Source organism: Thioalkalivibrio sp. ALJ21 (assembly GCF_000378605.1).
Lineage (GTDB): Bacteria > Pseudomonadota > Gammaproteobacteria > Ectothiorhodospirales > Ectothiorhodospiraceae > Thioalkalivibrio.
The window spans coordinates 76006-94217 of the sequence record NZ_KB905156.1; the positions used below are offsets into that span (position 1 = coordinate 76006).

The 18212-nt window shown below is 64.7% G+C and carries 15 protein-coding genes, 1 tRNA gene and 1 other RNA gene; 2 read left to right on the forward strand and 15 right to left on the reverse strand.

Annotated features, from left to right (window positions below):
* Window positions 1-12 precede the first annotated feature (12 nt).
* The 3 genes from F579_RS0106390 to ilvA form a co-directional block, all read right to left on the reverse strand.
* On the reverse strand, window positions 13-2346 hold the full coding sequence (locus F579_RS0106390; protein ID WP_231365769.1) for a bifunctional diguanylate cyclase/phosphodiesterase: 2334 nt from the start codon (window positions 2344-2346) through the stop codon (window positions 13-15).
* Between the two features lie 61 nt (window positions 2347-2407).
* Entirely contained in the window at window positions 2408-2836 is a 429-nt protein-coding gene (locus tag F579_RS0106395; RefSeq protein WP_019023926.1) for a rhodanese-like domain-containing protein, read from the reverse strand.
* 122 nt (window positions 2837-2958) lie between these two features.
* Window positions 2959-4473 carry a threonine ammonia-lyase, biosynthetic gene (ilvA, locus tag F579_RS0106400; protein WP_019023925.1) on the reverse strand — a complete coding sequence of 505 codons (1515 nt, stop codon included), beginning with the start codon at window positions 4471-4473 and terminating at the stop codon, window positions 2959-2961.
* 96 nt (window positions 4474-4569) lie between these two features.
* Between ilvA and rpiA the strand changes: the two genes are divergently transcribed.
* Window positions 4570-5229 carry a ribose-5-phosphate isomerase RpiA gene (gene rpiA, locus F579_RS0106405; protein ID WP_018138811.1) on the forward strand — a complete coding sequence of 220 codons (660 nt, stop codon included), beginning with the start codon at window positions 4570-4572 and terminating at the stop codon, window positions 5227-5229.
* The gene (locus tag F579_RS0106410) at window positions 5229-5438 is read left to right on the forward strand and encodes a DUF2905 domain-containing protein (protein WP_018138812.1); all 210 of its coding nucleotides are present in this window, start codon (window positions 5229-5231) and stop codon (window positions 5436-5438) included. The genes rpiA and F579_RS0106410 overlap by 1 nt, the downstream gene beginning before the upstream one ends.
* A 79-nt stretch (window positions 5439-5517) precedes the next feature.
* On the opposite strand, the gene F579_RS0106415 is transcribed toward F579_RS0106410, so the two are convergent.
* The 12 genes from F579_RS0106415 to F579_RS0106465 all read right to left on the reverse strand — a co-directional run bounded on the left by F579_RS0106415 (window position 5518) and on the right by F579_RS0106465 (window position 17846).
* Window positions 5518-6354 (reverse strand): rhodanese-like domain-containing protein, encoded by an 837-nt coding sequence (locus F579_RS0106415; RefSeq protein WP_019023924.1) that lies wholly within the window; start codon window positions 6352-6354, stop codon window positions 5518-5520.
* 199 nt (window positions 6355-6553) lie between these two features.
* Window positions 6554-10396, reverse strand: coding sequence for a DUF3683 domain-containing protein (locus F579_RS0106420; protein WP_019023923.1), 3843 nt, complete (start codon window positions 10394-10396; stop codon window positions 6554-6556).
* A gap of 150 nt (window positions 10397-10546) precedes the next feature.
* The gene (locus tag F579_RS14970) at window positions 10547-10696 is read right to left on the reverse strand and encodes a DUF3096 domain-containing protein (protein ID WP_012981957.1); all 150 of its coding nucleotides are present in this window, start codon (window positions 10694-10696) and stop codon (window positions 10547-10549) included.
* Window positions 10697-10749: 53 nt separating this feature from the next.
* Entirely contained in the window at window positions 10750-11667 is a 918-nt protein-coding gene (locus F579_RS0106430) for an MBL fold metallo-hydrolase (RefSeq protein ID WP_019023922.1), read from the reverse strand.
* Between the two features lie 427 nt (window positions 11668-12094).
* Window positions 12095-12228, reverse strand: a non-coding RNA gene (locus F579_RS14975) — RtT sRNA.
* A 38-nt stretch (window positions 12229-12266) separates the two neighbouring features.
* Window positions 12267-12340 (reverse strand) — tRNA-Gln (locus F579_RS0106435).
* Window positions 12341-12379: 39 nt separating this feature from the next.
* Window positions 12380-12772 (reverse strand): 30S ribosomal protein S9, encoded by a 393-nt coding sequence (gene rpsI, locus F579_RS0106440; protein ID WP_012981955.1) that lies wholly within the window; start codon window positions 12770-12772, stop codon window positions 12380-12382.
* A gap of 29 nt (window positions 12773-12801) precedes the next feature.
* Window positions 12802-13230 carry a 50S ribosomal protein L13 gene (gene rplM / locus F579_RS0106445; RefSeq protein ID WP_012981954.1) on the reverse strand — a complete coding sequence of 143 codons (429 nt, stop codon included), beginning with the start codon at window positions 13228-13230 and terminating at the stop codon, window positions 12802-12804.
* A gap of 259 nt (window positions 13231-13489) precedes the next feature.
* On the reverse strand, window positions 13490-14017 hold the full coding sequence (locus tag F579_RS0106450; RefSeq protein ID WP_017925837.1) for a DUF4168 domain-containing protein: 528 nt from the start codon (window positions 14015-14017) through the stop codon (window positions 13490-13492).
* 98 nt (window positions 14018-14115) lie between these two features.
* Window positions 14116-14574 (reverse strand): hypothetical protein, encoded by a 459-nt coding sequence (locus F579_RS0106455; RefSeq protein ID WP_019023921.1) that lies wholly within the window; start codon window positions 14572-14574, stop codon window positions 14116-14118.
* A gap of 312 nt (window positions 14575-14886) precedes the next feature.
* The gene (locus F579_RS0106460; RefSeq protein WP_019023920.1) at window positions 14887-16314 is read right to left on the reverse strand and encodes a sigma-54 dependent transcriptional regulator; all 1428 of its coding nucleotides are present in this window, start codon (window positions 16312-16314) and stop codon (window positions 14887-14889) included.
* The gene (locus F579_RS0106465) at window positions 16311-17846 is read right to left on the reverse strand and encodes an ATP-binding protein (protein ID WP_019023919.1); all 1536 of its coding nucleotides are present in this window, start codon (window positions 17844-17846) and stop codon (window positions 16311-16313) included. The genes F579_RS0106460 and F579_RS0106465 overlap by 4 nt, the downstream gene beginning before the upstream one ends.
* Window positions 17847-18212: the final 366 nt, after the last annotated feature.

Below are 18212 nucleotides of genomic sequence, written 5' to 3' on the forward strand. Positions count from 1 at the left end.
GGCCCCGTCGGGTCATGACGACCCGGCTTGCCCCTGCTCGCGCACGACCGCGTCCTCGAATGCTTCGACGGGCATGGCGCGATGGAACAAAAAGCCCTGGAAACAATGACACCCATGGCGCAGCAGGAATGCCCGCTGCCCCTCGGTTTCCACGCCTTCGGCGATGAGTTCCAGCCCCATCTGCTGCGCAATCGCAGCGATCGTGGCGACGATATTGGCGTCGTCGATGTTCGTCTCGAGGTCCCGTACGAAAGAGCGGTCAATCTTCAAGATGTCCAGCGGCAGGCGCTTGAGATACCCGAGTGACGAGTAGCCAGTGCCGAAGTCGTCCAGGGCTAGGTGCACACCCAGCGCACGCAGAGCCTCAAGGTTCGCGAAAAGGGTCTCGGTCGCCTCGGCCATCACACTCTCGGTCACCTCGATCTGCAGCACCGAGGGATCCACACCGTACTCGCGCAATAACCCGCGCACCTCGTCCGCCAGGCGGCTCTGGCGCAGGTGGTGTGGCGACAGGTTCACCGATATCGGCCGGCCTGCCAGCCGCGGGTCCGCCTGCCAGCGACCCAGCGTGGAACAGGCCTGGCGCAGGGCGAGGCGTCCAATCTCCACGATCTGGCCGCTATGTTCCGCAACGGGGATAAATTCGCCCGGCGAAACCCAGCTGCCGTCCGCGCGTGGCCAGCGCATCAATGCCTCTGCCCCGGTGATGCGTCCATGCTGGTCTACCTGGGGCTGCAGGTGGATCAGTAACTGCCCCTGCTCCAGCGCCTGGCGCAGACTGCGCTCCAGTTCCGCCTCGCGCTGCAATAGCTGCTGCATCTCGGGATCGTAGAATCGGACTCCATTGCGGCCCTGGCGCTTGGCCTGGTACATCGCAAAATCGGCCTGCTTGAGCAATTCCTCCGGGGTATCGCCGGTCTGCGGAAACACCGTAATGCCGAGACTCCCGGAGGTTGCGTGTTCGATACCGTCGATGGTCACCGGCTGGTTTAGCGCTTCCAGGAGGTCCCCTGCCACCCCGCGCGCATCCACCGCGGCCTGATCGCGATCTGCGGAGAGCGCCTCCAGCAGGATAACGAACTCGTCACCCCCCAGCCGCGCAACGATGTCCTGGGCCCGCAGACGCTCCGTAAACCGCCGTGCAATAGCCTGAAGCAACTGATCCCCGGCCGAGTGCCCACAGGTGTCGTTCAATGTCTTGAAGTTGTCCAGGTCCAGCAGCAGCAGCGCCGCGTGCTCGCCAGTTCGCCGTGCTGCGTGGATCGCATGTTCCAGATGTTCCAGCAGCAACCGCCGGTTGGGCAGATCGGTCAGCGCATCACGAAACGCGAGGCGCGCATTCTCTTCCTCGATTTCCAGCATGCGTTTGAGGCCCTGGGACATGGAACTCGTGGCCTCCTGCAGGCTGGCGACCTCGGATACACGGGAATGTGCGGGCGGTTCCTGCGGAAAGTGTCCCTGACCAATCGCCTCCAGCGTATCGACTGCCTGGCGCAACGGCCGCAGGGTACGGCCCAGCCAGTAGAACAACCCGATGGCGATCAATCCAAAGACGGCCAGAGCCGAGGCATAGGTGACGGCGTTGATCCGGTCCTGCGTCCGCACCGACGCGGTGATATCACGCACGAGTACTGCATTGGCCCGTGGCTCGTCCGCGCCGTAAGGCGTCAACGGCAGATGGACGACCTGGAAGGCATGGCCATCCCGCCGGACACGAGTCGCCGCGGGCCCTTCGTGCCAGACCCCGCCCAAGGGCAGTGCCACCTGCGCCGGCGCGGTCCTGCCCAGGACATGTTCCCGGTCCAGAAGCGCGGCCTGCCCCTGGCTCGCCTGCGCCAGCGACCGCAGGGCCACGCCGGACAGGTCGCGAAGCAGCACCACGACCCCCAACGGCTGCCCGGCCCGGTAGATCGGCACTACGAGCCCGGCATACAGGGTGTGCCCCGGGACATGATGCAGGCCTTCGCGAAACCGGCCGTCTTCCAGGGCGGCCTCGGCCAGCATGAGGAGCGGCTCGTCGCGCGGGTCCGAATCGAAACGCAGTTGCCCGCCACGGTCCAGCACCACGATACGATCGGCGACACCCGCCGCCCGCAAGCGATTGTCCAGAGGTGCCGCATACGGGCCCACGGCCTCCTCATTCGCCAGCGCATCGGCCAGATCCTCGTTGCGCGTCACCGAGGTGATTTCGGAACGTAGACGCTGGTGTTCGTTCTCCAGCGTCTGGTTCCACACCGCCGTCTGCCCCTCTATCCCCAAGCGATCGAAACGCTGCTCGGCCTGCCCCATCGCAAGCTGCGCACCCACGATAATCGCTGCAGCCAGCACCAGCAGGCTGCCGAACATCACCAGCATCAGGATGGTACGCAGGGACCAGCGGCGTGCAGACCGAGCGGGCGGCCGCCGGCTACTCGAATGGATAGCCATAGCGGATCCATTCCGGGTAGCCACCCGGGAAGTAGTGGACGCGGGTGAAGCCCCACTCCTGGGCCCGCCGCGCGGCGGCCTCGGTGCGCCAGCAATCGCGTTCGTTGCAGTAGACCACCACGGGCTGGTCGGTACCGCCCACGACATCGAGTAGGCGCTCCCGGGTAAAGCGATTCCGCGGGTCGTCGTGGTCCCGCATGATGGTCAGATTGACGGCACCCGGGATGCGCCCGGCCTCGAAATCGCTCGGCAGGCGGGTATCAACAAAGGGGACACCCTCGCGAAAGCGCAGCCAGGCGCCATCCGCGCCGATCAACTCGGTACCAGGGATCGAGTCAGGTGCGCGGTAGGGCTCTTCTGCGCCCGGCGTGCCCGCCAGGACACCCGAGAGCAGCGCAATGACACCCAATCTGTACAACCCTGCCCCAACCATCATGCCCCCGAACCACCCCGTTGCGATGCCGCATCGACTGCATCGACAACCAGAAAGATATCAGTCCGGAGCAGGTTATGCCGGGGGTTCCGAAGCGATCAGCGCAGAAACAGCGAGTAGGCCGGGTTGGCCGTCTCCTCGTGCCAGGGGTAGCCGACTTCCTTCAGGAATTCGCGAAAGCGCGCGCGATCCTCGGCCGGGATCTGCATCCCCACCAGCACGCGCCCGTAGGCGGCCCCGTGGTTGCGGTAGTGGAACAGGCTGATATTCCAGGTCTGGCCCATGTGGGTCAGGAAGTTCAGCAACGCTCCGGGGCGCTCGGGAAACTCGAAGCGGTACAGGCGTTCGTTGCGGACCTCGCCGCCATGACCGCCGACCATGTGCCGCAGGTGCAGCTTGGCCACCTCGTTCTCGGTCATGTCCATGACCTCGTATCCCTGCGCCTCCAGCGTCTCGCGGATCGCCTGGCGCTCGCTGTCGCCGCCTTCCAGCTTGATGCCAGCAAACACGTGCGCACGCTCGTCGTCCGCGTAGCGGTAGTTGAACTCCGTAATGCCCCGCTTGCCGATGGCCTGGCAGAACTGGCGAAAGCTCCCCGGGCGCTCGGGGATGGTCACCGCGAACAGGGCCTCGCGGTGCTCGCCGATCTCGGCGCGCTCGGCCACGTGGCGCAGGCGGTCAAAGTTGATGTTGGCACCGCTCAGAACGGCGGCGAAGTCGCCCCCCGTGATTCCCTCGCGCGCGATGTACTGCTTCATCCCGGCCACCGCCAGCGCACCCGCCGGCTCCGCCAGTACGCGGGTGTCGTCGAACACATCCTTGATCGCGGCGCAGATCGAGTCGGTATCCACCAGCAGGACCTCGTCGACCAGCTCGCGCACCAGGCGGAAGGTCTCCTTGCCCACCTGGCGCACGGCAGCACCGTCGGCAAAGATCCCGACCTGTTTCAGCGTGACGCGACGATTCTGCTGCAACGCCTTGTACATGGACGGGGCGTCGTCCGGCTCGACCCCGATCACCTTGATCTCCGGACGCAGGCGCTTGATGTAGGCGGCCATGCCCGCCGCCAGGCCTCCGCCACCGATGCAGACGAACACCGCATCCAACGGCGCGGAGTGCTGACGCAGCAGCTCCATCGCCACGGTGCCCTGCCCGGCGATTACGTCCGGATCGTCGAACGGGTGGATGAACGTATAGCCATGCTTCTCCTGCAGGGTCCGCGCATGCGCGGCCGCCTCGTCGAAAGAATCGCCATGCAGCACTGCCTTGCCGCCAAAACGGCGCACGGCATCGATCTTGATCGAAGGGGTAGTCACCGGCATCACGATCACGGCCTTGATTCCCAGGTGGCTCGCCCCCAACGCCACGCCCTGGGCATGGTTGCCGGCGGACGCGGCAATCACGCCTTTCTTGCGCTGCTCGGGCGTGAGCTGTGCGATCTTGTTGTAGGCCCCACGCAGCTTGAACGAAAACACGGGCTGCAGGTCCTCGCGCTTGAGCCAGATACTGGACCCCAGACGCTGCGAAAGCGTCGGCATCGGCTCCAGCGGCGTCTCGCGCGCGACATCGTAGACGCGCGCCGTGAGGATCTTCTCAAGGTAGGGGACTGTCATGGCCGGAACGATAGCACGGCGCGAATCATGCTTGTCTCGATTACGCGCCAGTCGGTATCCTCGCTGGGTTATGGACATCACAGACGAGACAGCGTAATGACTCAGGACGAAATGAAGAAGGCGGTCGCCGAGGCCGCGCTCGAGCGCATCGAAAGTGGCTGGATCGTGGGGGTCGGTACCGGCTCGACCGCGAACTACTTCATCGATGCCCTGGCCGGGATCAAGGGCAAGATCGACGGCGCGGTGGCCTCCAGCGAAGCCAGCGCGGAGCGCCTGCGCGGCCACGGGATCGAGGTCCTGGATCTGAACTCCGCCGGCCCGCTGCCCATCTACGTCGACGGGGCCGACGAGGCGACGCGCCACCTGCACCTGACCAAGGGTGGGGGCGGCGCGCTGACCCGCGAGAAGATCGTCGCGGCGGCCTCGAAGACCTTCGTCTGCGTCGTCGACGAGACCAAGGTCGTGGATTACCTGGGGGCCTTCCCGCTGCCGGTCGAGGTGATTCCGATGGCGCGCAGCCACGTGGCCCGTGCGCTTTCGAAGCTGGGCGGCAATCCGGAACTGCGCGAGGGCTTCAAGACCGACAACGGCAACGTCATCCTGGACGTGCACAATCTGCGCATCATGAACCCGGTGGAGCTGGAGTCCGAGCTGGACCACATCGCCGGCGTGGTGACCAACGGCCTGTTCGCCCGCCGACCGGCGGATGTAATGCTGGTCGGCTCGCCCTCTGGCGTCGAGGAAATGACCGCCTAGTGAGCGAGACCGGCAAGTGGCTGATCGTCATCGGCGGGCTGATCGTTCTGATCGGCCTGCTCTGGCCCTGGCTGGGCAAGGTCCCCTGGGGTCGTCTGCCGGGCGACATCGTGATCGAACGCGAAAATGCCCGCTTCTATTTCCCGATCACGACGATGATCATCGTAAGCGTGGTGATCTCGATTATTCTCGCGCTGTTTCGGCGTTAGCCACGCAACAAAAAGGCCGGGGATGTCCCCGGCCTTTTTGTTTGTGAGAGCCCTGCAAGGCGGCTCCCGGCCACAATCGCTAGCGCGCCATGACCTCGTCGTAGAAGCGCTGCAGGCCGCCTTCCAGGAAGTAGTAGTCATCCACCCCGCGTTCTTCCAGGTGGTACTGCAGCCAGCGAGCCTGCTGCCCGTACTGGTCGAAGATCAGCAGGGTCTGCTCGTTGCGCCGGGCCTGGTCCACGATACGGTCCAGGGCGCTGATGTCCGACAGGGGCGCTCCGACCTCGCGGCCGCCAAACAGCGAGATCTCGTCGCGTTCGCCGCGGCTGCGGATATCCACAACGACGACATCCTCACCCTGGCGGGCGCGCCGGGAGAACGCGTCGGCCGCCAGCACGCGGGCCTCGAAGGCGTCCTCGCTGATCAGCTCGTCCTCGGCCTCGTTGGCCGGCTCGCCACGGAAACGGGCCAGCCCCGGGTAGCGCTCGACCCAATCCTGCATCCCGGCGTCATAGGCCTGGGCCGAGGCCACGCCGAGCTCGTTGGCGCGCGCCGCTGCGCGATAGCCGGCGTAGCTCTGGCGTCCGTTGCAGTAGAACACGAGCGGGCTGCCGTGTTCCTCTTCCAGCGCCAGGATCTGCTGATCGAAGTCTTCGCTGTCGATATCGACGTGATGAGCGCCCTCGATATGCAGGATGTCGTATTCCAGCCGGGGGCGAACGTCGACCACGGTGGAGCCCGACAACTGGCCGCGCAGATCGAACAGATCTACCGCCTCGACGCCAAAGCGTTCATAGAGCGGGCGGCCAGGGAATTCCACAAAAGGTTGCTGGGCCGAGGCCACGATGGGGGCTCCGGCCAGACTCAGGCACAGGGCCACCAGGGCCACTCGGGGGCGAGCGAAACGAACGATCATGCGAACTCCCTTGGTTGACGATGGGCGTCCGCGAACTGCGGCCCACGAATCGCCCTTTAGCCCTCCGGGTCCCGACCCGGAACGCACATCCCGCGATGCACGTTCTGGCAGGGTACCCGGTTGCCCGATTGTAGCCAACCATACGCGGCTTTCCAGGCGCGGGCCTTGCCGCCCATCCTGGCGCCGCGCCGTCGCCCCCCTACAGGAGGACCTTCTCGATGCCGCCCTCGCGCGCCCGGTCGATGAAGTCCTTCTGCCAGCCGTCGCCCATCAGGCGATTGGCCATCTCGACCACGATGTAGTCGGTATCCAGTCCGGTGTCCTCGCGATAGCGCGACAGGCCCTGCTGGCAGGCCGGGCAGGAGGTCAGCAGCTTCACGTTGCCGTTTTCGGCCTTCTCCTCGCCGGTGAGCTGACGAATCCCCTTGTGCAGCTCTTCCTGCTTGCGGAAGCGCACCTGGGTGGCGATGTCCGGACGGCTGACCGCGAACGTGCCCGCCTCGCCGCAGCAACGGTTGGACTGCAGGACCTCCTGTCCCAGCAGCTTGCCGGCCACATCGGTCGGCTTGTGCGATTTCATCGGCGAGTGGCAGGGGTCGTGGTACATGTACTGCACCCCGTTGAGCCCCTCCAGCTTCACGCCCTTCTCCATCAGGTACTCGTGGATGTCGAGCAGTCGGCAGCCCGGGAAGATGCGCTCGAACTCGTACTTGAGCAGCTGATCCATGCAGGTGCCGCAGGAGACCACCACGGTCTTGATGTCCAGGTAGTTCAGCGTGGTCGCCACGCGGTGGAACAGCACCCGGTTTTCGGTGGTGATCTGCGAGCCCTTGTCGAAGTCGCCATTGGAGTTTTGCGGATAGCCGCAGCACAGATAGCCCGGCGGCAGCACCGTCTGTGCGCCGACGTCGTAGAGCATGGCCAGCGTCGCCAGCCCGACCTGACTGAACAGGCGCTCGGAGCCGCAGCCGGGGAAATAGAACACTGCGTCGGAATCGAGATCGGTCTTTACCGGGTCGCGCAGGATCGGCACATAGCGCGAATCCTCCAGCCCCAGCATCTGACGGGTGGTCTGGCTCGGCAGCCCTGCCGGCATCGGCTTTTTCACGAAGTGCACGACCTGCTCGTGCATCGGGGCCTTGCCGGTCGTGGAACGCGGGCGCTTGCCCTCACCGGTCAGGTTGAGCTTCTTGAACGCGTAGTGGCCGAGGCGCTGGGCGGCATAGCCCATCTGGATCGCCCCCTTGCGGATGCCCTTGATCTTGGACGGATCCTTGGTGTTCAAGAAGGCCATGGACATCATCGTCGCCGGCGTGGCCTTGCGCTTGCCCTTCTTCTTCAGGATGGAGCGCATGTGCATGGTCACGTCGCCGAAGTCGATGTCGACCGGGCACGGATTCAGGCACTTGTGGCAGATCGTGCAGTGGTCGGCCACATCGTTCATCTCGTCGAAGTGGTGCAGCGACAGCCCGCGCCGGGTCTGCTCCTCGTAGAGGAAGGCCTCGACGATCAGCCCGGTGGCCAGGATCTTGTTGCGCGGCGAGTAGAGCAGGTTCGCGCGCGGGACATGCGTGTTGCACTCCGGCTTGCACTTGCCGCAGCGCAGGCAGTCCTTGATCTCGTCGTTGAGATCGCCCAGCTCGCTCTGCTCCAGGATCAGTGCCTCCTGCTGCACCAGACGCAGCGAAGGCGTGTAGGCATTGGACAGCCCGGAGCCCTCGAGCAGCTTGCCGGCGTTGAACACGCCGTTCGGGTCGACCTGCTTCTTGTACTCCGCGAACGACTCGATGCGCTCGGGCTCGAGATACTGCATCTTCGTGAGCCCGATCCCGTGCTCGCCGGAGATCACGCCGTTCAGCTCGCGCGCCAGGCGCATCACGTCGTCCACCAGGCGTTCGGCCTGGTGCATCATCTGGTAGTCGTTCGAATTGACCGGGATATTCGTATGCACGTTGCCGTCCCCGGCGTGCATGTGCAGGGCGATGAACAGCCGACTGGTCAGCACGCGGTCGTGGATCGCGGCCAGGCGCTTGCGCACTGACTCCATCTGGTGACCGTCGAAGATCTCGAACAGCGGACGCTCCACCTCCGCGCGATAGGAAATGCGCAGGCTGCGGCGCAGCAAGAGGTTGATCAGCTTGTCGTGGTCACGGCGATCGGCGCGGGCGGGTTCGTCCAGCAGCTCGTCGCATTCGGAGGCCAGCGTAAAGAAGTTGTCCGCGATCGCCTTCCAGCGCTTCTGCACTGCCTCGAGCTTCTCGACCGCGCGTTCGCGCTTGGCCTCGAACCACTGCTGCCCTTCGCCACCGGTGTCTTCCAGCAGCTCGCGCAGTTCGGGGTGATCGCCGCGCATGCACTCCAGCACCTCGTCGACCATCGCCAGCTTGTTCTTCAGTGACTCGCGCACGTTCAGGGTCTCGACCCCCTCGGTGTACTCGGCAAGCCGCTCCAGCGGGATCACCACGTCCTCGTTGATCTTGAACGCGTTGGTGTGGTGGGCAATCGCGGCGGTGCGCGCGCGATCGGCCCAGAAGCGCTTGCGTGCCTCCGGGCTCACGGCGATGAAGCCCTCGCCGTTGCGGGCATTGGCGGCGCGCACCATCTTGGCGGCGAGCGTGCCCAGGGCATCCTCGTTGTCGGAGACGATGTCGGCGATCAGCACCATCTTCGGCTGCTCGCCACGGGCACCCTTCGGGGTGTACTTGACGGCACGCACGTAGCGCTCGTCCAGGTGCTCCAGCCCCGCCAGCAAGACGTCGTCCTCGGCATCCACCGCATCCTTGATCTCGACGATCGCCGGAACGGCCTGATGCAGATCGGTCCCATAGAACTCCAGGCACACGGTACGGATGTTGTCCGGCATCCGGTGCAGGATGAACTCGGCCGAGGTAATCAGGCCGTCACAGCCCTCCTTCTGGATGCCCGGCACGCCCATCAGGGTTTTGTCGGTCACGTCCTTGCCCAGGCCGACCTTGCGGAAGCGCGCACCCGGCATCTCCAGCGTCTCGGGTTCGCCCGTGGGGGTGCGGCCGTCGGGGCCATAGCGAGTGATGCGAAAACGCACCGTCTCCGCATCATGGATTTTGCCGAGGTTGTGATTCAGGCGCTCGACCCGCATCCAGTCGGCCTCGGGGGTGACCATGGTCCAGGAGGCCAGGTTGTCCAGCGCGGTCCCCCAGAGCACGGCCTTCTTGCCCCCGGCGTTCATCGCGACGTTGCCGCCGATTGTGGAGGCATCCTGCGAAGTGGGATCCACCGCGAACACGAGTCCGTTCTCGGCGGCCAGCTCGGAGACCCGCTTGGTCACCACGCCGGCCTCGACACGCACGACGGCCACGTCCTGATCAACACCCGGGAGCGGGCGACGCTCGACCGGGCCTATACCTTCGAGCTTTTCGGTATTGATGACCGCGGAACGCTTGGACAGCGGCACGGCACTGCCGGTATAGCCGGTACCACCACCACGCGGGATCACAGTCAGGCCGAGTTCGATACAGGCGGCGACCAGCGGCCCCATCTCTTCCTCGGAATCCGGCGTCAGCACGACGAACGGCAGCTCTACGCGCCAGTCGGTGGCGTCGGTAACGTGGGAGACACGGGCCAGACCGCCGAACTGGATATTGTCCTTGTGTGTCAGGCCCTTCAGGCGCTTGCGCACACGCTCGCGCAGCTCCAGCGTCTGCTGGAACTCGTCGGCAAATGCGGTCACCGCGGCCTGGGCACGGCGCGCGAGCGTCAACGCCTTCTCGTTGCCGTCGGCACGCTTGCGGATCTGGTCCAGGCGATGCTGCATCGCATCGATCAGCGATTTGCGGCGCTTCTTGTCGTCCAGCAGGTCGTCCTGGATATACGGGTTGCGGGCGACCACCCACATGTCGCCAAGCACCTCGAACAGCATGCGCGCGGACACACCCGTCTGGCGTTCCCCACGCAGTTCGTTGAGGAGGTCCCAGGTATCGGAACCCAGGAAGCGGATGACAATTTCGCGGTCGGAGAATGAAGTGTAGTTATAGGGTATTTCTCGAACGCGTTCGGCGGTCATTGAGGCTTGGCCCCCCGATCAGAATGAGCGCAAAGAGTAACGGCTCCGTGCGGGAGGCGCACGAAGTCGCACTCTTCGTCCATGCTTTTGGGCACCAAAGTACCTGCCGATCGCCGCGCAGGTCGGTGCCCGGCTTCTGACGACCCGGCGTTACAGGTAGGCCAGCAGCCCCACCGCTCCGATCACGATCAGGTAGATCGCCACGATGTAGTTCAGCAGCCGGGGCCAGATCAGGATCAGGATGCCGGCACCCAGCGAGAGGATAGCCGTCAGCAGGCCAGGATCGATATGCAGCGTCATGCGGATACTCCTTTGCCGGGCGCTACGGCCCGGCATACCGCGAGTGGTCGAGATCAGAAGAGTTTTTCTTCCATCTCCAGGTAAACGGCATTGGCGTTACTGCGGTTGGTCTCCTCGAAAGCCGGCAGGTCTTCGTAGTCGGACCAGTCCATTGCCGCATAGGCCTCTTCGAAGGAATCCATATTCTCGACTGCCGCGCCCATGTGTTCACGCAAATAGGCGATATAGTCACGGGTGAACTTCACTGCGCGTGCGGCCTCGTCGGTGGCGTCGCCATGCCCCGGGACCAGGAACTTCAGGTCCATCTCCATCAGTTCTTCCAGACGATTGACCCAGTTTTCCGAGTCCAGTGCGTCATCACCCATGAACGGGATGCGGCCGTCGAACACGATGTCGCCGGCAAAGACCACACCGGTCTCTTCAACCACCATGATGATGTCATCCGGTGAATGGGCCGGGCCGGCGTGTACGCAACGAAACGTCTTGCCGCCCAGCTCGATCACGTACTCGTCATCAAAGAACTCGTCCGGCGGGATGATCTGGGTGTCCTCATCAACCCAGGGTGTCAGCACGCCTCGGCGCTGCTCGAGCCGTGCGGCGGCCCCGGGGCTGTCGAGATAGTCCTTCGCGCGCGACTGGCCGATGATCTTCGCGTCCGTGTGATCGGCAAAGGCCTGCAGGCCATAGATGTGATCCGCGTGGTAATGCCCGGCGATCACGTACTTGATCGGCTGATCCGTAACCTCCTTGATCCGCCGGATCATCTCGAACCCGAGCGGCGGCGTCCCCAGGGCGTCGTAGACCACCACACCCTCGTCCGTCACCACAAAGCCGGCGTTCGAGGTATGCCCCTCGTTGTCCGGGTCCGGGATACCGGATATCCCGATCATGTACCAGGTATCCGCGCCCTCGACCTCGTGGGCGGTGGTATCGACACTGACCGGCTCGTAGGGGTTGTCAGGTACCGACATGGACTCTCTCCTCTCCTGTTTTTTGGTTTTATCTGGCGCACATCGAGTCGACGTTCGCGCCATTCCTGAAGGGTTCGACGCAGAGGGGCCGCAAGAATTCCCGCTGGATGCGGGTGGCGGGGCGCCGATCAGGGGAGTGTAGCGAGTTTGGAGCGTGGGGAGGGAAAGCAACGGCATTGATGGCCGCATCGCCTTGCGGGGGCCAGCTGAGGCCCCGGATGATTCGGCGGCTGCGCCGCCTCACCCCTTCGGGGCTGCACGCGCGCTGCGCGTGCAGTGCTCCGCTGCGCTGCGCCGAACCTTCCAGGTTCGAACCCTGGACTCGCTCAAATATCCATAGAAAAGGGCCCCGCGAGGGGGCCCTTCCCTGAAGTAACGACCAGTCCAAAGCAAATGGCGGTGAGCCCCTTCGAGGGGCACACCGCCATGGCTGGGGGACCAGGATTACTCGGCGCTACGCGCCTCGCCCTTCGGGCCAGCGCCGCAAGCGGCGCTGTTCGGCTCGGCTTCGCCTCGCCGTCGAACCTTGCAGGTTCTCATCCTGGAAACTTCCATCTATCCATGAAAAAAGGCCCCACAAGGGGGCCTTCTTCCATGGATGGCTGGGGGACCAGGATTCGAACCTGGGTTGACGGAGTCAGAGTCCGTAGTCCTACCGCTAGACGATCCCCCAGTAAACCGGGTGCCGTACGCGCCGGCACTCGAGCGCCGTTTAGCGCTTCGAGTACTGAGTCGCGCGGCGGGCCTTGCGCAGACCGACCTTCTTGCGCTCGACCTCGCGGGCGTCACGGGTCAGATGACCGCCACGACGCAGCGGCGAACGCATGTCTTCGTTGTACTGCACCAGCGCGCGGGCAATGCCCAGACGAATGGCACCGGCCTGGCCGTTGCCGCCGCCGCCTTCCACGGTCGCAATCACGTCGAAGTTCTCGGTGGACTCGGTGGCCTCCAGCGGCTGACGCACGACCATGCGCGAGGTCTGGCGGCCGAAGAACTCGTCCAGCGGCTTGTCGTTGACCGTGATGTTGCCCGTACCCGGGCGCAGGAACACGCGGGCCGAGGAGGTCTTGCGACGGCCGGTGCCGTAGTATTGATTGGTAGCCATACGGATCGATTTCCCTTGCTGTTTAGCCGTCAGATGTCGAGCGGCTGCGGCTGCTGCGCGGTGTGGCGATGCTCGGTACCGGAGTACACCTTGAGCTTCTTGAACATGGCGCGGCCCAGCGGGTTACGCGGCAGCATGCCCTTCACGGCGAGCTCGAGCACCTTCTCCGGATGACGGTCAATCATCTGGTTGAAGTTGGCTTCCTTGATCCCACCCGGGTAGCCGGTATGGCGGAAGTATTTTTTGTCGCTGGCCTTGTTGCCGGACACGCGAATCTTCTCCGCGTTGATCACGACGATGTAATCGCCAGTGTCCACGTGCGGCGTGTAGACGGGCTTGTGCTTCCCGCGCAGGCGACGCGCGATTTCCGTGGCGAGGCGGCCGAGGGTCTTGTCCGCGGCGTCGACCAGGAACCAGTCGCGTTCGACTTCAGCCGGCTTGGCGCTGATGGTGCTCATGTCTTGATGCTCCGATGTCGGGGCGATTCAGAAAGCGCGCAAGAATAGCGCTTCCCGGCGCGCGGTTCAAGGGACACACTGATTAATCTGCACGTCCCGAGAGAACCCGTGTGAGTTCGCATCCATGAGATGTCCCTTCAGGAGCGAGCATGGCTCCTTTCCGGAAACATCCCGTAACAGAAAACAATAAAAAGGCCGGCACGAAGGCCGGCCCTTTCTGGACCCGGGCACGAGGCCCGGGGTCCGGAGCGGGAATGGATTACATCTCCGCTTCGGCGCGCTCCTGGACTTCCTGCATCAGTTCGGGATCGTTCTGCAGGGCCATGGCCACTTCGTTGTATTCCTCGACGGTCATGCCGGCGTCTTCAACAGCGCTGACCATTTCGTCCTGGGCTTCCTGCTGCATGGACTGGGCTTCGGTTTCGTCCTCGGCCTCCTGCAGGCGGTTGGCGAAGTCTTCGCGCACTTCCTGGACTGCCACAAAGGCACCCACGAAGGTGTCGATATCTTCTTCGCTCAGATCAACCTCAGGGGCCTGCTGAGCGGGCGGGGCACCAGCAGCACCACCTTCCGGCGGAGCACCACCTTCAGGCGGCTGACCACCCTGGGCACCACCTTGCGGCGGCTGACCGCCCTGCGGAGGCGCACCTTCGGCACCACCCTGCGGCGGGGCACCCTCGGCGCCACCCTGGGCACCACCCATATCGCCGGTCTGCGCGGTCGCCACGCCACCGATCGCGAACATGGAAGTCAAAGCGAATGCGAGTGCGGTCTTGCGAAAGCTCATCGTGTCTACCTCTTCCTCTGGGTGAAAAAATCTCGAGGCTCCTGCCTCAGAGATGGGGGCCGGGCAGACGAACACTGCCCGGCTTGCCCGTTAGCCCCTTACCAATCCGGGGCGTCGTCTTCGTCGTCGTCATCATCGCCAGCCGGGGCTTCAGCGCCGCCCGCCTGGGCCATCTGCGGCATACCGCCTTCGCGGTCTTCGTCGTCATCATCTTCCGCGGGGCCAGCGGCATCACCGGCCTGGACCATCTGCGGAGGCATACCACCGTCGCGGTCTTCGTCGTCATCTTCGTCCGCGGGGCCAGCGGCATCACCGGCCTGAACCATCTGCGGCATGCCACCATCACGATCTTCGTCATCGTCTTCGGCCGGCGGCGCACCAGCGTCACCCGCCTGGACCATCATCTGGGGCGGCATACCACCCTGTTCTTCCTTTTCCTCTTCGTCCGGTGCCTCGGCACCTTCGCCCATACCCTGGGCTTGCGCGGCGCTCAGACCGCCGAGGGCAAAGAGGGAACTCATCGCGATTGCAAGAGCGGATTTGCGGAAAGTCGACATTGTGCTTCTCTCCTTCATTTGAGGTTTCAGCACAGTCAACGGAACGGCTCGATTGGCTTTCGGTTGACTGCACCCAAGGAAGTAGCAGAAGCCGTGCCAAAAACGGCCGAAAAATACAAACGCTTTTATTTTCCGATGGTTACGAACCAACAAACGGGCACCAGGTGGGCCTGGGTCACAGTGAGATACGGGTCAAAACGACACATGGGTCAGGGCGACCCGGGTCAGTACGGCCCATCAAGGGTCGGGCGAGGTGAAAGGGGTCACGATACAGCCGACCGTGAACCGTGGAGAGGCGCCGAGCAAAGGCGCTCAGGAATCCGACTCGCTCTCGCCCAGCTTGCGATAAAGCGTCTTGCGCCCGATTCCCAGAATGCGCGCGGCGCGCTGCTTGTTGCCCTCGACATGCTCCAGGACCCGATGCAGATAGGCCTGCTCGACCTCGGCGAGGCTGGGCCAATGGCTGTCATCACCGGTGCCGGGTATCGGCAGGTCGGTTCCAGCGATATTCCCGGGCGATTCACCCGAGCCGCCAGCGGCCCCGGACTGGCGCACACGCTCGGGCAGGTCGCGTAGCTCGATCACCTCGCCGGATGCAAGAGTCGCCGCGCGCTCCATCAGGCTGGCCAGTTCGCGGACGTTCCCGGGGAAGCCGTAGCGCAGCAGGGCACGCATGGCCTCCGGGCTGAGTTCGCGCACGGGCAGCCCGCGCGCCAGCGCCTGCTCCCGCAGGAACTGTTGCGCCAGGCGCTCGATGTCGTCACCGCGATCGCGAAGGGGCGGGATCTCGATACGGAAGGTCTCCAGACGATAATAGAGGTCCTCACGGAACTGCTCCTGGCGGATACGTTCCTGCAGGTCCTGATGGGTGGCGGCCACGATGCGCACGTCCGTCTCGATCTCCTCGTTGGAACCGACCGGTCGGACACGCCCGTCCTGCAGCAACCGCAGCAGTTTGCTCTGCATGGCCACCGGCATCTCGGCGATCTCGTCGAGGAACAGCGTACCGCCGTCGGCCTCGGTAAACAGGCCGCGGCGCGCGCCCTTGGCGCCACTGAACGCCCCGGCGACATGCCCCAGCAGCTCCGACTCCAGCAAGGTCTCCGGGATGCCCGCACAGTTCAGCGCGATGAATGGGCCATCGGCGCGGGCACTCTCCGCATGCAGCGCGCGGGCCACCAGCTCCTTGCCCGTCCCCGATTCGCCGGTGATGAGTACGCTGCCATCGGCCGCGGCGATCCGACGAATCAGGTCATGCAGCTTGAGCATCGCCGGGCTCTTGCCCTGCATGCCATGAAAGCTCTCGTCGCCCGCAAGGACCTCGCGATACTGGCGTACCTCCGCACGCAGACGACGGGCCTCGGCGACCCGCTCGGCCGCCAGACGCAGGTGTTCCAGATCGACGGGCTTGGTCAAGAAGTCGTCCGCACCCGCCTTCAATGCCGTCACGGCCTGATCAATCGTTCCGAAGCCCGTGAGCATGATGAATCCGGGCACCGGCACCGTGTCGCGCGCCACCTCCAGCACATGGAAGCCATCGGCACCGGGCAGACGCAGGTCGCTGACCACCAGGGAAACCGTTTGCTGGCGCAGTACCTGCTCGGCCTCCTCGGCCGTCTCCACCGCAGTGACCGCGTAACCCACCTCGGCCAGCTCCTCGGCCAGGAGTTCGCGATGGCCCCGATCGTCTTCAACGATCAGGACGCGATCATTCAGCCCAGTTTCCGGGGACGTGTTCATGCGGTTCCTCCACCCGATACCGGTGCGCCCGGGGGCGCCTCCGGCCCTTGCGATTGTGCTTTGCCGTCACGACAGGCGCCGTCCCCGAGTGGAAGGGTCACGACAAAGCGGGTGAGCTCCGGATCCTGTCGGTCCAGCCTCACCTGGCCACCATGGTCCTCCAGCGCCACCTGTGCGACCGCCAGCCCCAGGCCGGTCCCCTCGCCCGTCGGCTTGGTCGTAAAGAAGGGCTCGAACAGGCGTTCGGCCTGCTCGTCGGAGATCCCGCGCCCCGCGCGCGGACCATCGTCCGCGATCAGACACTCGAGCGTGTCACCCTGACAGCGCCAGCTCACCTGCACACATTCGGCCGCGGCCTGCGCGGCATTGTCGATCAGGTTCTCCAGCGCCTGCCCCAGACGCAGTCGGTCCGCCGCCACGGTCAACGCCCCGCCGTCCAGATCAAAGCGCACCTGTTCGCGCCCTTTGCCACGTTCCTGTACGCGTGCCACGATCTCGCGGACCAGGCCCTGCAACTCCAGCGGGCGCTGCTGCAACGGATTGCGCCGCGCGAAATCCAGGAGCTGGCGGACGATAGTCTCCACACGCTCGAGCTCCGCCTGCAGTTCCTTCATCTCCTTGTGCGCGGGGTCGTCCGCGGGCAACCGCCGCGACGCGCGCTGGGCCCGGCCGGCGATAATGCCCAGGGGTGTCCCCAGCTCATGCGCGACCCCGGCTGCCAGTTGGCCAATAGCGGCCAGCTTTTCCGAATGGCGCAGCTTTTCCTCGAGCCGCGCCTGTTCCTCGCGCTGCGCCTGCAATGCCGCTTCGGAGGCCTCGCGGCGCTCGAGCATTCCGTTCATCGTGATCGCCAGGCGGCGCAGCTCCCAGGGGCCTTTCTCCGGGGCACGCAGCCCCCGCTGGCCGTCGCCGATATCCCGCATGGCCCCAATCAGGCGCGCCACATGACGCCCGACGGCGCGGTGGTGACCAATCAGGACCACCAGCAAGAACAGCACGCTGACTGCCAGCATCACCATGCCCCCCTGCCAGCGCAGCTGCGAGACATAGGCCCGGAACGGCGAGACGTCACGCGTGACCTGCAACAGGCCGACGATGCGCCCGGCGGAATCCGACAGCGGAAGAAAGAACGAGAAGACCTCGCGCCCCTGATGCTCGTCGAAAGCGCCCAGGCTGCCCGTCTCGCTGATCGCCTGGGCCTCGCCCGGGTGGCGAATGGTGGGGCTGGGCGGCCCGCTGGTGGCGACCATGTCGCCCTGGGCGTCGTAGACGTAGACGCCGAACACCTGGTCGATCTGGAACAGCGAGTCCAGCGACTGCTGCACCGTGGTCACGTCCTGATCGATCATCGCCGTGGCTACGGGCAGGCGGATGGAACGCGCGACCAGCTCGATATCGGCCTGCATGCGATTTTCCATCTGCGTCTGGAATTCCTGCAGCCCGAGCGTCACCGTGCCGCCGACCACCAACAACAGGGGCAGCAGGACAAACAGCAACACCGCATTGCGCAGACTGTTCAGACGTGTGGGCATGGCCGATTGAATGCAACGACAGGACGCCGCCATGTTAGGCGGGGGCTCGGCGGGATGCGAATTCCGGGCAAAAAAAAGCGCAGGTCGAAGCCCGCGCCAAGAAAACCACCAAAGGAGGATGGAGGAGTCTGCTGACGCTGCCAGGGGGGACAGCAATCAGCATATGCAAATCTTCTAATACAACGATCTTCTTGTCAAGCAGCCTCGTACGCAGGGGGTCGTACTCTCGGGCTGCTCCGCTCGACCGCTTTTTCTAAAGACCTGCACACCCTTTAAGACGCAGGCGCGCGCGTTCTATTCCCGGACTCTCGTCACGAATCAAAAACGGGCACAATCCGCGTTCTCCTCACCGATCTGCACAGCCCT

Coding starts and splice junctions, on each gene's coding strand:
- F579_RS0106465 (WP_019023919.1), bottom strand. CDS start 17,846: ATGCCCACACGTCTGAACAGTCTGCGCAATGCGGTGTTGCTGTTTGTC.
- rpiA (WP_018138811.1), top strand. CDS start 4,570: ATGACTCAGGACGAAATGAAGAAGGCGGTCGCCGAGGCCGCGCTCGAG.
- ilvA (WP_019023925.1), bottom strand. CDS start 4,473: ATGACAGTCCCCTACCTTGAGAAGATCCTCACGGCGCGCGTCTACGAT.
- F579_RS0106455 (WP_019023921.1), bottom strand. CDS start 14,574: ATGTCGACTTTCCGCAAATCCGCTCTTGCAATCGCGATGAGTTCCCTC.
- F579_RS0106460 (WP_019023920.1), bottom strand. CDS start 16,314: ATGAACACGTCCCCGGAAACTGGGCTGAATGATCGCGTCCTGATCGTT.
- rplM (WP_012981954.1), bottom strand. CDS start 13,230: ATGAGCACCATCAGCGCCAAGCCGGCTGAAGTCGAACGCGACTGGTTC.
- F579_RS0106430 (WP_019023922.1), bottom strand. CDS start 11,667: ATGTCGGTACCTGACAACCCCTACGAGCCGGTCAGTGTCGATACCACC.
- F579_RS0106415 (WP_019023924.1), bottom strand. CDS start 6,354: ATGATCGTTCGTTTCGCTCGCCCCCGAGTGGCCCTGGTGGCCCTGTGC.
- F579_RS14970 (WP_012981957.1), bottom strand. CDS start 10,696: ATGACGCTGCATATCGATCCTGGCCTGCTGACGGCTATCCTCTCGCTG.
- rpsI (WP_012981955.1), bottom strand. CDS start 12,772: ATGGCTACCAATCAATACTACGGCACCGGCCGTCGCAAGACCTCCTCG.
- F579_RS0106390 (WP_231365769.1), bottom strand. CDS start 2,346: ATGTTCGGCAGCCTGCTGGTGCTGGCTGCAGCGATTATCGTGGGTGCG.
- F579_RS0106420 (WP_019023923.1), bottom strand. CDS start 10,396: ATGACCGCCGAACGCGTTCGAGAAATACCCTATAACTACACTTCATTC.
- F579_RS0106450 (WP_017925837.1), bottom strand. CDS start 14,017: ATGAGCTTTCGCAAGACCGCACTCGCATTCGCTTTGACTTCCATGTTC.